13 protein-coding genes are annotated in these 12,917 nt (G+C 67.1%); 5 read left to right on the forward strand and 8 right to left on the reverse strand.

Annotation, left to right across the window (positions count from 1 at the left end):
* The first annotated feature begins 13 nt into the window (after nt 1-13).
* Nucleotides 14-607 (forward strand): hypothetical protein, encoded by a 594-nt coding sequence (locus ACGLHS_RS04350; RefSeq protein WP_394477180.1) that lies wholly within the window; start codon nt 14-16, stop codon nt 605-607.
* Nucleotides 608-741: 134 nt separating this feature from the next.
* Nucleotides 742-1,101, forward strand: a complete 360-nt coding sequence (locus ACGLHS_RS04355) for a hypothetical protein (RefSeq protein WP_394477182.1) — start codon at nt 742-744, stop codon at nt 1,099-1,101.
* A gap of 171 nt (nt 1,102-1,272) precedes the next feature.
* Here the strand turns inward: ACGLHS_RS04355 and ACGLHS_RS04360 are convergent, their stop codons facing one another.
* Nucleotides 1,273-1,806 carry a DUF4279 domain-containing protein gene (locus tag ACGLHS_RS04360; protein WP_394477184.1) on the reverse strand — a complete coding sequence of 178 codons (534 nt, stop codon included), beginning with the start codon at nt 1,804-1,806 and terminating at the stop codon, nt 1,273-1,275.
* A 75-nt stretch (nt 1,807-1,881) separates the two neighbouring features.
* A complete protein-coding gene (locus ACGLHS_RS04365) occupies nt 1,882-3,216 on the reverse strand; it encodes a PLP-dependent aminotransferase family protein (protein WP_394477186.1) in 1,335 nt (444 codons plus the stop codon).
* Between the two features lie 120 nt (nt 3,217-3,336).
* Between ACGLHS_RS04365 and ACGLHS_RS04370 the strand changes: the two genes are divergently transcribed.
* Both ACGLHS_RS04370 and ACGLHS_RS04375 read left to right on the forward strand, forming a co-directional pair.
* Entirely contained in the window at nt 3,337-3,954 is a 618-nt protein-coding gene (locus ACGLHS_RS04370) for a DJ-1/PfpI family protein (protein WP_394477188.1), read from the forward strand.
* A gap of 14 nt (nt 3,955-3,968) precedes the next feature.
* The gene (locus ACGLHS_RS04375) at nt 3,969-4,709 is read left to right on the forward strand and encodes a hypothetical protein (RefSeq protein WP_394477190.1); all 741 of its coding nucleotides are present in this window, start codon (nt 3,969-3,971) and stop codon (nt 4,707-4,709) included.
* 49 nt (nt 4,710-4,758) lie between these two features.
* Here the strand turns inward: ACGLHS_RS04375 and ACGLHS_RS04380 are convergent, their stop codons facing one another.
* From ACGLHS_RS04380 to alkB, 5 genes are all read right to left on the reverse strand, one after another.
* Entirely contained in the window at nt 4,759-5,715 is a 957-nt protein-coding gene (locus ACGLHS_RS04380) for a S1C family serine protease (protein WP_394477192.1), read from the reverse strand.
* Nucleotides 5,716-5,820: 105 nt separating this feature from the next.
* A complete protein-coding gene (locus ACGLHS_RS04385; RefSeq protein ID WP_394477194.1) occupies nt 5,821-6,450 on the reverse strand; it encodes a LysE family translocator in 630 nt (209 codons plus the stop codon).
* Nucleotides 6,451-6,517: 67 nt separating this feature from the next.
* Nucleotides 6,518-8,191 carry a hypothetical protein gene (locus ACGLHS_RS04390; RefSeq protein WP_394477196.1) on the reverse strand — a complete coding sequence of 558 codons (1,674 nt, stop codon included), beginning with the start codon at nt 8,189-8,191 and terminating at the stop codon, nt 6,518-6,520.
* A 127-nt stretch (nt 8,192-8,318) separates the two neighbouring features.
* Complete coding sequence (locus tag ACGLHS_RS04395) at nt 8,319-10,145, reverse strand: ABC transporter ATP-binding protein (protein WP_394477198.1); 1,827 nt, start codon at nt 10,143-10,145, stop codon at nt 8,319-8,321.
* Between the two features lie 5 nt (nt 10,146-10,150).
* Nucleotides 10,151-10,798, reverse strand: coding sequence for a DNA oxidative demethylase AlkB (gene alkB / locus ACGLHS_RS04400; protein WP_093237387.1), 648 nt, complete (start codon nt 10,796-10,798; stop codon nt 10,151-10,153).
* A 67-nt stretch (nt 10,799-10,865) separates the two neighbouring features.
* Here alkB and ACGLHS_RS04405 point away from each other — a divergent pair, with 67 nt between their 5' ends.
* Nucleotides 10,866-11,324 (forward strand): GNAT family N-acetyltransferase, encoded by a 459-nt coding sequence (locus tag ACGLHS_RS04405; protein ID WP_394477201.1) that lies wholly within the window; start codon nt 10,866-10,868, stop codon nt 11,322-11,324.
* A gap of 36 nt (nt 11,325-11,360) precedes the next feature.
* On the opposite strand, the gene ACGLHS_RS04410 is transcribed toward ACGLHS_RS04405, so the two are convergent.
* A complete protein-coding gene (locus tag ACGLHS_RS04410) occupies nt 11,361-12,791 on the reverse strand; it encodes a lactonase family protein (RefSeq protein WP_394477204.1) in 1,431 nt (476 codons plus the stop codon).
* Nucleotides 12,792-12,917 lie beyond the last annotated feature (126 nt).

Consider the following 12,917-nt stretch of genomic DNA (forward strand, 5'->3'; position numbering starts at 1 on the left):
GGAGGAATAGGCTATGTTGTTTGGTTGGTTCAAGAAAGATAAGCGGCCTGCCCCGCACACCACGGAACCTGTTGCCCCGCTTTTTCAAACAAGCATCGGATGGGTCGCCGCGGTGATCGGTGATCGCATGGAATTTCAACGACGTGCACAAGCGGTGGCAGGGACATTCGACGAGGCCTGCCTGTCAGAATTGCCGTGCTATTTCCATGACGAGTCGATGCCACCGCCGGAACTTGCTAACAGTTTCCCGGGGCTAGGCCAATGGATGGCGGCGCGCCAATTCGCCATCTTTGAAATTCTCTATTTCATCGGTCCGCCGGCTTTGCCGCTGCTGAAGAGCGTCGCTCACGGCGCCTACGATTGGACCCAGGGCAACGCGATTGAAATTCTCTGTCGGCTCGCCGCCGATGATGTGGAGCGCGAGGCGACGATTCAGGACCTGCGGATGTTGATCCCCAAATTGCGCTATGAGGCGGTGATCTACGCTGCAGAGCCTCTGGTTCGGCAAGCCCGCTCGAACGCGGCGATTGCCGCCATCATCCAGGACTTGCTCACCGTTCCGGAATTCGCCGAGGTTCACACGGAGATCGTCGAGAGCCAGGGTTAGGGCACTCATTGCAACCATGTGGCAGTGGCGGATTGAAAATCCGTCCACCCTCTCAAGCGTCATAGCGGCTCGCGGCCATCAGCGGACCTTCACGACGTCCTTTTCGCAGGCACTCGCATCAACCGAGGGTAGGTTTGAAATCCATCTCCGTCCAAGTACAACCAGAGAGGTCGCCGGGCATAGACATCGCTCGGCTGACCGACCTGTTCGCCGAGTTGGTGAGCCGTGTAGACCTTGTCCGACAGCACGCATTCCACAGCGGAGAAGACGGCGGTGCCTACTTCAACTTCACCTTCGGAACTGAGCAGCCTGGAGAACTGTGGCGCACGATATTTGAGCTGATTTACGAAGCTCCAGAGCACAAGGTGCACATGGCGGTTGCATCCATGGCAGTGTGTTCTGGCGAATCCGGGTGGGACACCTACGTCCAGCTATTTCACTGGAACCCACTGGTGCCTGTTGTGTCCGCGGCCGAACTACAGAAATCCATCTGAGTCGCTCGACTTCGACTTCGGAGACAGTGCTCAGATCGGGCTGAGGGCAAGGCAACGGAGGTCCGCGTCGAAGAAATCCGTGCAGCCAGCATGGGCCCGAAGCCGCCGTACCGAGTGCGCTGAAGTCGGCCGATGCATCGGTAGATGCAGAGCAGTTTCGAAGCGAGACGATTAGCAGTCGGCGTCGGCCGCGTAAATATCAAGATCCAGCTTGATACCAAGTTGTGCCAGCGAAAGCAGAGTGCCCGGAGAGATGCCGACTCCCTCGTTGCTCTCCTGCATGAACAAGCCACAGAAAAGATCTACGCTGTATCGCCTTGCGATGAGGCGCCAAACCTGGACGTCTTGGGTCAACCCCGAAAGGAGTTCGGCAACTTGACTGTCCAGGTTCTCAGGCTCCGCGTCTTTGGCGCACAGTTGCCAATGTCCAAAGGGGGCGATGCGCGTTCCGCTGCCAGCGGCAACCAGGTCACCCTTGCGATACGCGCGTGTGGGTGCATGCCCCAGCAAGGCGGTGATTTCTTCCGGGTCAAGATCGTCGCCCGCAATACGAAGCGTTGCGACCGAACGGGAAATTTGAGCCATGGAGTTGCTGCTGAATGAACAGGTGGTTGAGAACTTCAGTTGCTCGACCTCAGGCACGAAATTGCCGGAGAACTCAGCAGTTCGATCGCCGCCAGAACTGGCCGCGCCGAAGGATGCCATAACCCTCTACATCGGCACGCCAGCCTCGCGACGGCGCTCTCCACCGTAAGCACCCCAACCACCCGCAGCGTCTCATCACCCCGCATACCCATCAATCGCAAGCCTGACCTTCCCCAACGCATCCCCAAGCATGTCCAGCGGCACCGATCCCAACGCGAGGCGAATCGCGTGCGGCACATGCGCAGACGTCGCGAAGGGCTCGGCCGTCGACACCGAGATGCCATCGCGCATCAGCGCCGCCGCCACCTGGTCGGCGCGAACTTCTTCCGCCAGGGGTAGCCAGACGAAGTAAGACGCCGGATGGCGAACACACCGCAGGCCGGCGAGGACTTCGCCGGCAATCGCCTGCCGAGCGGTTGCATCCTGGCGTTTCTCCGATTCGAGGCGCGTGACGGTGCCGTCGTCGAGCCAGCCGCATGCAAGCGCGGTCATCACGCCGGGCGTGTTCCAGGTGGTGGCGCGTATGGCCCGCTCCAGTTGGGGAACCCATGCGGACGGGGCAGCGACAAAGCCGACGCGCAGGCCGGTCGCGATGCTCTTGGAAAGCCCCGAGACGTAGACCGTCGACTCGGGTGCCAGCGCTGCCAACGGCGCGGGCGGGTCTTCCGCAAGAAAAGCGTAGGCCGCGTCTTCGATGATGAGCAGCCCGTGCCGCCGTGCGATGGCCACGAGCTGGCGCCGTCGGCTGGCGCTCATGACCCAGCCGAGCGGGTTGTGCAGCGTCGGCATGGCGTAGATGGCCCGCACGCGGCGGCTCTTGCACAGGCGCTCGAGTGCGTCGAGGTCAGGGCCGTGCCCGGCCGTGGGTATCGGTGCCAGTTCGAGGCGATGCGCCTGCGCCAGCACCTTGAAGCCCGGGTAGGTCAGCGCGTCGGTCGCGACCACGTCCCCGGGCTGCAGCAGCGCCATGACGGTCGTTGCCAACCCGTGCTGGGCACCGCTCACGATCATGACTTGCCCGGCGCCTACGTGGACTCCCCGCTGCGCGAGGTGGCGGGCCATGGTGGCCCGTTCGTGCGGACGTCCTCCGTGGGGCTGGTAGCGCAGCAGGGCTTCGAGGTCGCCAGCGGCGGCAAGCTGGCGCAAGCCCGCGCGCAGCAGTTCGGCCTGGCCGGGCAGCGCGGGGTAGTTGAAGTTCAGGTCGACGACGCCCGCTGCCGCGGCGTGCTGGTCGATGCCCTGGTCACGGGGAAGAAGGGTCTCCCTGACGAAGGTGCCGCGTCCGATCTCGCCGCTGACGAGGCCCATGGCCTGAAGCTCCGCATAGACGCGGCTGGCGGTGATGAGGGCCAGGCCCTCGCGGGCAGCGAGCTTGCGCAGCGTGGGCAGGCGCGTTCCGGGTGGCAGCCTGCCATCGCGAATCTGCGCCGCGAGTGCATCGACCAACTGCTTGTATCGGGCTAGGGCCATCGCGCCATCAATGTATCCATGACAATATTTTGATTGTATTGATTGCAGTGTCTACGATCTCCCATCGCCCATTTCATCGCCGATTCATTTCATCCCCTCCGGCACGGAGAAACCGAGACCATGCACATCGCCATCCTCACCTTCGAAGGCTTCAACGAGCTTGATTCGCTCATCGCGCTCGGCATCCTCAATCGCATCAAGCAGCCAGGCTGGCGGGTATCGATCGCGAGCCCGACGGCGCGCGTGCGTTCCATGAATGGCGTGGTGCTCGAAGCGCAGGCATCGCTGCGCGATGCGAGCGCGGCCGATGCGGTCATCGTCGGCAGCGGCATGCTGACGCGCGAGGTCGTCGCCGACCCGGCCTTGATGGCACAGCTGCAGCTCGACCCTTCGCGGCAACTGCTGGGTGCGCAGTGCTCGGGCACGCTGGTCCTGGCCAAGCTGGGGCTGCTCGCCGATGTTCCGGCCTGCACGGACCTGACGACCAAGCCCTGGGTCGAGGCCGCCGGCGTCGCGGTGCTGAACCAGCCTTTCATGGCCAGGGGCAACGTGGCGACTGCGGGCGGCTGCCTGGCATCGCAATACCTGGCGGCCTGGGTCATCGCGCGCCTGGTGGGTGTCGACGAGGCCAGGAGCGCCATGCACTACGTGGCCCCAGTGGGCGAGAAGGACGACTACGTCACGCGCGCCATGCGCAACATCACGCCCTACCTGCAGGCGGCGCCCGCCACGGCCTGACTACACTGCGGCGGATGAACCGCCCCCCGCCATCGCATCGTGTGCGAGACCGCCTGACCTCCTACTTCTGGAGCGGCGAGTCGATACGCAGCCGAAGCGTGAGCGATGTCGTGCTGTCGGGCACGCTCGATGTGCCGGCGCTCCCCATGCGCCTCGCGGCGGATTGCGAAAGGGAGATCGCCACGCATCTTGCCCTGGCGCCTGGGGATGTCGAGGCGCTGTCCCTGGCCCGTGCACGCGTGCGCTGGCCCGACTACAGGCAGTGCGTGCAGGCGATGTCGGATTGGATGGGTGCGCAAGGGCTGCCCGAGCTGCTCGGCTCTTGCGACGTGGCGCTCATGGCCTGCCGTGGGGCCAAGTACCACCACGATGGCGCGCAGTACGGCGGGGCGGCGTTCTGCAATCTCTTCCTGAGCGAAGACAAGGGGCTGGATCTGCACTTCCCATCGGCGGGCCTTCGCATGCCGTTGACGCGGGGCACGGCCGTGATGTTCGATACCGGCCAGCCGCATGCCGTCATCCGGCGTGGCAGCAGCGGTTTCGATGCGGCTGACTTTGCGTCCGATGAGGATTGCAGCTTGCTGTTTCTGACCTGGGAGCTGCCCATCGAGGATGCCCACGTCGCGCGCGCGCTTCAGGTCGTCTTCGATGTCGATCCTTCGACGTCATCGCAGCTGGATGAAGAGCAAGTCCGGCTCGATGGCGTGCAGGCCACGCTGTGCCCCGATTCCGGCAGTTGGCACAGCGACGGTTGAGCGCTGTCGGGCCAGCCTCGATGTGCCCCAAGCCGGGCTAAGTCAAGGCTCAACCGCCCGGTGTCACCGTCAGGTAGAAGGGCGTCAGCGTCCCGGCCACGGGCCGCAGCAGCTTGAGCAGCAGCGGCCGCCCATAGCCTTCGCCCGCCAGCCGCTTGAGCAGGTCGGACAGTTGCGCGAGCGGCGTGCCGTCGCAACCGACCAGGATGTCGCCGCTGCGCAACCCGTCGCGCGCTGCAGCCGAGCCGGCCACCACCTCGACCACGCGCAGGCCGGTCGCCACGGGCCACTCGTTCTCGCGCACCCAGCGCCTGGGCAACGCGACGGCCGCGCATTGCACGCCCAGCTTGCCGCGGCGCACGGTGCCGTGGCGCATCAGCTCGCCCGCCACCCAGCGCGCGGTGTCGATGGCCACTGCAAAGCTCAACCCCTGTGCCGAAGGAATCACGGCCGTGTTCACGCCGATGACCTGCGCCGCGCTGTCCAGCAGCGGGCCGCCCGAGTTGCCGGGGTTCAGCGCCACGTCGGTCTGGATCACGTCTTCGATCATCCGGCCGCCGCGCGATGGCAGGCTGCGGCCCAGCGCGCTCACGATGCCGGCAGTCACGGTGAAGTCAAAGCCCAGCGGATTGCCGACCGCCACCGCGATCTGGCCGGGTTGCAGGGCGGCCGAGCTTCCGAGCGGCAGGAAGGCGCCGGGGTTCGACTCGATGCGCAGCACCGCGATGTCGGTCGACGCGTCCATGCCCACGAGGCGCGCGGCGCTTTCGGTGCCGTCGGCAAACGCGGCGCGCAATTCGCTCGCGCCTTCGACCACGTGCGCGTTGGTGAGCGAAAAGCCATCGGGCGTGAAGAGAAAGCCCGAGCCGCTGCCCTGGCCGCCCGCGTTGCCGCGCTGCGCCTGTTTGCGGACCTTGATGTGTGCCACCGCCGCGCTGGCGGTGTGGGCCACCTGCGTGACGGTGGCCGAGTAGGAGTCGAGAAGGAATTCGTCGCGTGCGCCCATGAAGCACCTCTTTCAGTCGCCAGATCTCCTGCTGAAATGGCGGCTCGCCGGGTGTTTTCAACCCGCCGCAGGCGCGGCGCGCGACCCAGTGCGACCCAGTGCGACTCAGGTGCGCTGCTTGAGCGCCAGCACCGACAGCCCCGCCGCGATGAAGGTCAGGCCCGCGCCCAGGTTCAGCCCGGTGCCCACGCGCGGATGCCGCCGCAGCCACGCCGACAGCTTGAAGGCGAAGCTTCCGAGCACGGTGAAGATCAGCGCCGTGAGCACGGCGAAGATCGCGCCGTAGACCAGCATCTGCACCGCCACCGGACCGCGGCTCGCGCTGACGAACTGGGGCAGGAACGCCAGCACGAACAGGCCCGGCTTCGGGTTCAGCACGTTCGACAGCCACCCCGTCAGGAACACCTTGCGCAGCGACTGGTGTGCGCTGGGCTCGAACGAGATCAGGTTGCGCGAGGCCAGCGCCTTGTAGCCCAGCCACAGCAAGTAGAGCCCACCCACCGCCTTGACGGCCCAGAACGCCACGGGCGATGCCTGGATCACCAGCGACAGGCCCAGCGCCGCAGCCACCGTGTGGCACATGATCCCCAGCCCCGCGCCGATGGACGACAGCGTGGCCGCCGCCTTGCCCTGGCTCAGCCCCCGGCTGATCGCCAGGATGTTGTCGGGGCCGGGTGCGATCACGACCACCAGGCAGGCGGCGATGTAGGCGAAGAGAACGTCGTGGGGAAACATGGGGCGTGTCCTTGGTGGGCCGCAGGGGAGGCCGGTTCCGCGATTCTGACCGGATTGCCGCCCGGCCTCAGCGGCCGGGCGATTCGGCCTTCGGCCGCGACGACGGTTCCCACGAATCGGGCGTGGTCGCCACCAGCGACTTGAAGTCTTTCCACGGCCGCGCGCCCGGCAGCGTGCCCTTGCCGACGATCACCGCCTTGGCATACGCCACCATGCGTTCGCGCAGGTAGGTGCGGTCGGACTCGGGCCAGGTCTCGATCGAGTGCGGCCCGCGCGCCAGCACGATCTCTTTCACGCCGCGGATGCGGTTGTAGGCCGCCACCGTGCCTTCGAGCGATTCGGCGCGGTCCCACAGGCCCTTGCCGAAAAAGGCGGTGGGCCAGCGGTCCATGCCCGCGAGCGTGGCCGAGTTGGGATAGAAGACGATGTGATGGTCCGCCGCCATGCCGCCCAGGAAGAGGTTGCGGTCGGCCAGGTCGGGCGAATCGCCCACGTAGCCCGCGCCGCTGGCAAACGAAGACAGCAGGATGGCGCCCCGGATGTTCTTCAGGCCCTTGGGCGGCGTGCAGTTGGGCTCGGGCATGTCGAAGCTGCACTCGGCCACGTAGTTCCTGGTCATGGCCCATGCGGTCGACATCGAGCCGCGCGAGTAGCCGCCGAGCACCAGCGGGATCTCGGTCGACTTCATGCCCGCCAGCAGGCGCCCCTTGGTGGCCGCCCCTTCGAGCAGCTCGCCCGAGGGAGTGAGGATGCGCAGGCCGCGCCCGTCTTCCAGCGCCGCCAGCGCGCGGAACACGTCTTCGCCTTGCTCCAGCGTGTTGGTGTCGCTGAAGCCGCCCGACAGGCCTTCGCCGCGCCGGTCGTAGGCCAGCACGTCGTAACCCGCCTGGTTCAGCGCATACAGGTTCTCGCGCCACCAGCGCTGGCCCATGGTCTCGGTGGTGGCGTTGGGAAAGCTGATGGGAATGGTCTTGCCCGTCTTTTCGTCGATGCGGTAGGAGGCCTCGTCCGGATGCTGGATGGCCGTGAGCTGCCCACCGCCGCCCGGCGCCATGATCGCCAGCGCGCGCACCTTCTTGCCCTTGCCGTCGTCCACGCCCGCGCCTTCGATGTACCAGCCGCGCAGCTTGATCGGGTCGGTCATCTTCAGGTCGATGCGCTCGAAGGCATCGCGCGGCGCGCTGAACTCGACGATGTACGTGCGGCCATCGGCCTCGGCGATGCTTTCGCGGTAGGGCGCCTTCGCGAAGAACGCCGGGCGCCGGATCTGCCGCAGGTCGACCTGGCCTTCGGGGTCGATCTTGCCGGACGGATCGACCACGCCGGTCGAGCGCGTGGCGCGCTCCTTGTTCGGCGGCAGCCAGCGCTGCATCTGCGCGTCGATGCGCTTGAAGCAGGCCGGGTCTTCCTTGCAGGCGCGCCAGCGGGCCTTGAGCTTGTCGTCGGTGAATTCGCTGATGTGATAGTCGCCACCGGCGTAGTCCGAGGGCGTGGGGTTGGCCGTCATCATCACCGGCACGCACACCTTGGCGCCGCTGCCCTTGGGGCCTTGCGGCAGCAGGTAGCCGCCCATCATCGCGTTGCGGTCGGTGCCGACCCAGGCGGTGCAATCGGTGGGCGGTGGCTTGCTGTTGGTGGCCTGCCGTTGGGCCTCGCTGGTGGCGGTGCAGCCGGCCAGCGCCATCACTGCGCCAATGCCCAGCAGGGCCCAATGCGTTGCCGGTTTGCGGACGGTGGCCATCTTTGTGCGCGTTGCCTTGTGTGTCATGGGTCGGTGTGTTGCTGTCCGGAATGGTAGGGCGGGCGCGCCGCGTGTCTGTAGGCCGGGTTCGGCGGGTTCAGGCGGCGTTGGAGCATGGCGTGGCGGCTCAGGTTCCGCTTGTCGCGGTCGGCGCCACCATGCGCTGCAGCAGTGGCTGGCGCGCCAGCACCGCATCGCGCGGGCCCGCGTCGAGCACGCGGCCGGCCTCCATCACGATCACCGTGTCGAAACGTTCGAGCAGGCTCAGGCGATGGATCGACGCGATCACGCAGGCGCTCGGGAAGGCATGGGCGATGCGCGCCAGCACGCGGGCTTCGGTGGCGGCGTCGAGCGCGCTGGTCGGCTCGTCGAGCAGCAGCAGCGAGCTGCCTTGCGCGGCCAGCACGCCGCGCGCAAGGCACAGGCGCTGGCGCTGCCCGCCCGACAGGTTGAAGCCGCGCTCCGACACGGCCGTGTCGAGATCGCCATGCGTGGCCTTCAGCACTTCGTCGAAGGTGCTGGTGTGCAGGGCCGCGAGCAGCGCCTCGTCGCTGGCGGGCTGGCCGAAGGCGAGGTTCTCGCGCACGCTGGCCTCGAAGAGCTCGGTCTCTTGCGGGATCAGCGTGGCGAGCCGGCGCAGCTGCGGCCAATCGACCGGCTGGCCGTCGAGCGACAGCGTGCCGCCCTGCGGCGCATAGAGGCCGGCCAGCACGCGCAGCAGCGTGCTCTTGCCGCCGCCGCTGGCACCCACCAGCGCGACGCGCTCGCCACGGCGCAGGCTGAGCGACACGTCGTGCAGGCCGCTGCGCGCGGGCGCGGCCGAGCCGTCGGGCTGCGCGCCACGCGGCGCGTAGTTCCATTGCAGCGACTGAACGCCGAGGCTCGTCCACGCCGCATCGGCATCGATCCGCTCGCGCATCGGCACCTGCTCGGGCGTGGCGGAAATGGCCTCGCCCGACGGTGCCTGCCGGATCGGCGCCGCGCTGCTGTAGTCGGTGTGCATGCGCGCGAAGAACTGGAAGTTGGCCGCCACCGAGGTCACCACGCCGGCCGCCTGCTGCGCGTACTGGTAGATCATGAAGACGGCACCCAGCATCACCGCCTGCCCCGGCGTGCGGGCCTGCCACACATAGATGACCACCAGCCCCCAGGTCAGCGCCAGGCCCATCAGATCGACCGCGAACCACTTGCCTTCGTTCAGCACCACCGTGCGCTTGAGCGGCAGAGAAATCGCCGCCATGCGCCGGCGCAGCAGCAGGCGCGAGGCACCCTGCAGGCGCAGGCCGATCACCGTCGAGGCATTGCCCAGGAAGTCGAGCAGCGCGGCCACGTAGCGCCGGTCGGCGTCGTTCTCGGCGCGCGCCAGCTTCATCAGCGCGCGGTCGATGCGCACGATGACGAGGCCGATCAGCACATAGCCCGCCAGCGCCGTCGCGCCGCTGGTGCGCGACAGCAACGCCAGCGCCACCAGCGGCCCGACGAAATTGACCGCGTTGGTGAGCCAGATGAACTGGTTCTGCGCAAAGTCCGCGAGCGCACGGCTGGCCTGGTGCACGCGATGCTGCAGCTCGCCCGAATGGTGGCTGTCGTGCCAGGCCAGCGGCGCGGCGGCGATGCGCGCATAGAGTTCGTCCGCCAGCGTCTCGCGCACCTTCATGCCGACATTGCGCTCGAGGATGCGGCCCGGCCCATGCAGCACCCATGCGCCGACATACACCGCGGCCAGCGTGCCGATCCAACGCCCGGCCGTGCCCAGTTCGCTTCGCTGCAGCGCATTGATGGCCTGCCCCGCGAGGTAAGGCAAAGTCAGGCGAATGAGCTGCGACGAGGCGAGCAGCGCCGTCGCCCCCAGCAACTGCCCGCGCGCACCGGCCGCGAAGTGCCACAGCGCGGCATAGAGCTCGAACATCGCGTTGCGCGGGTCGTCTTCTTTCTTTTCCTTCTGCTCTTGCATGCGCGTCAGCCTGCCTTGCGAAACGTGAGGTTGATGCGGATGGGCCCCAGCACCGGATGCGGTTCGTCTTTCAGCGGCAGCACGCCGTGGTAGCGCAGCCGGTCTTCGCCACCCCACACCACGACGTCGCCATGCCGCAGCGGCACGCGCACGGCCTTGTCGCTGCGCGCAAGGCCGCCGAAAAGAAAGACCGCTGGCATGCCGAGCGACACCGAGACGATGGGCGCGCCGTAATCGCGCTCGTCCTTGTCCTGGTGCAGCGAGAGGCGCGCGCCCGGTGCATAGCGGTTGACCAGGCAGGCGTCGGGCGCGAAGCCCTCGAAACCGGCCGCTGCCGCCGCCTCGCGGGCCAGTCGCGCGAACGCATCGGGCATCGATGGCCAGGGCCGGCCCGTGTCGGGGTCCGTGGGGCTGTAGCGGTAGCCGCGCCGGTCGCTGGTCCAGCCGAGCGCGCCGCAGTTGGTCAGCGCCACGGACATGGTGAAGCCGCCGGGCGTCACAAGATGGCGGAAGGGCGCGCTTTCCTGCAAGGCGCCGATGGCGGGGAGCAAGTCATTGACGAAGGGCAGGGCGAAGCCGGGCAGCACGAAGGCGCCGGGGCCGAGGGGTTCGCGCGCTTCACGGGGCGGGTCGTCGAACAGGTCGAGCGTCATGAGGGCATTGTCGCGTCGGTTGGATACAGTCGATGCGATGACTGCCCGACCCCATGACATGCCGCCGATGCACATCCGCAAGGCAACAAAGGACGACGTACCCGCCATCAGCGCGCTGATTCTTTCGCTCGCACACCATTTCACCTTGCGGCCGGATGGTGCGGGTGCTGAAGAGTTTCTGCTCTCCCTGCAGCCCTCGGGCATCGAGCGTCACATCGATTCGGACCAAATGGAGTACTGCGTCGGCATGGTCGGCGCGCAGCTGGCCGGCGTGGTGGCCGTTCGCGACAGGACGCATCTCTTTCACCTATTCGTCGCCGAACCATTCCAGCGCAGAGGACTCGCCAGAGCGCTCTGGCTTCACGCGAAGTCGCTGCACGAACAGGCGCAGATTTCGGATGCGATAACGGTCAACTCCACGCCGTTCGCGCTGCCTTTCTACGAGCACATCGGTTTTCGCGCGACGGGGCCTCGCGTCGAAACCCGAGGCATCGCCTTCATACCGATGAGATGGGCACAGGGGTGAGCGGCCGCGCGCCCTGTGCAACGCGCTGCCTTCTGACTACCTCGAGAACACGATGACCTGCGGGTTCGTTCCCGTGCCGACTGTCGGCACGCTCATCGGGCTGAACGCGCCCGTGGCGGCATCGACGTTGTAGGCCGACAGGTTGCCGGCAGCGGAGTTCACCACGTACGCAAAGCGGCCGGTGGGGTCCACCTTGACGGAGGTGGGTTGGGACCCCACCACGGTGATCGACGGCACGCTCATCGCACTCAGCACGCCGGTGCTGGGGTTGATGTTGTAGGCCGACACACTGTCGGAGTCGATGTTCGCGGCATAGGCAAAGCGGCCCGTGGGGTCTATGCCGATGGAGAAGGGCGTCAACCCGGACGTGATCGTCGGCGTGGCCAGCGGACTCAGGGCGCCGGAGCTGGCGTCGATGGCGTAGGCCGACAGGTAGTCGGCTCCGGCGTTCGCCACGTAGGCGAACCGGCCCGTGGGGTCCACGGTGATGCCATAGGGGCTGGGCCCCGTGGCAATCGTGGGCACGGCCATCCGGGTAAGCACGCCCGTGTCGGCATTGATGTTGTAGGCCGACACGGTGTCCGAGCCGATGTTCGTCGCATAGGCAAACCGGCCCGTGGGATCGACCGTGACGAAGGGCGTGCCGTTGCCCGCGGCGGCCAGCGGCACGCCGGCAGGGCTGAAGGCACCGGTGCTGGCATCGATGGTGTAGGCCGACACCGTCTTGGCATTGATGTCCGACACGTAGGCGAACCGGCCCGTGGGGTGTACGGCGATGCTGTAGGGCGCACTGCCGGCGACAGCCACGACCTTCGGCACGGCCATCGGCGTGAGTGCGCCGGTGCCGGCGTCGATGAGGTAGCCCGAGACGGAGCTGTCGTTGGGATTGGCCACGTAGGCAAAGCGGCCCGAGGGGTCCACGGCGATGCTGATAGGTTCCACTCCCACGGGAAACCTTGGCATGGCCATTGGGCGAAGGGCGCCCGTGCCGGCATCGAGGGTGTAGCCCGACACGTCCTTCGAGTCGAAATTCGCCACGTAGGCAAAGCGGGCCGCAGGCGGTGCACAGCGCACGGCGACGTTGCTCACGGCCGCTCCGGCCACCTTGCCGCTGCCGTTGCCGGTGACGGTGCACACGATGGTCGCAAGCCTGGGCTGCGTCTTGACCGTGACGGTGTAGCCCGCGCCTTCGGCGATCTGCGTGGCAAAGCTGAAGTTGCCGTTGGCCGCGATGGCCAGGTCATCGCCCGCGTTGTTCTGCAGCACGAGGCCGGTGCCCATCAGGCCGCTGACCGTGCCGCCGATGGTCTGGGGCGGCGGTGGCGGTGGAGGCGGCGCGACAGGCTCAACCGGAGCAACCGGCGCGGGTGAAACCAGAGGAAAGAAGCCACCACCGCCGGAGCCTCCCCCGCCACCGCAGGAAGCCAGAATGAAGAGCAGTGCGCCAGTGGCGGCGCGTCGGGCCACGGCTCGCGCGGCAAGGGAAGAAAAGAGGGCGCGAGTGTGTGGAATCGACGGCATTTGAAACGCTTTTTTGACCGGGGCTGGAAGCCGGCGGCGCGATTCTAGGAAGCCGTTGCGAGCACGCGTATC

The organism is Variovorax sp. VaC1 (assembly GCF_043658315.1).
Taxonomy (GTDB): domain Bacteria; phylum Pseudomonadota; class Gammaproteobacteria; order Burkholderiales; family Burkholderiaceae_C; genus Variovorax.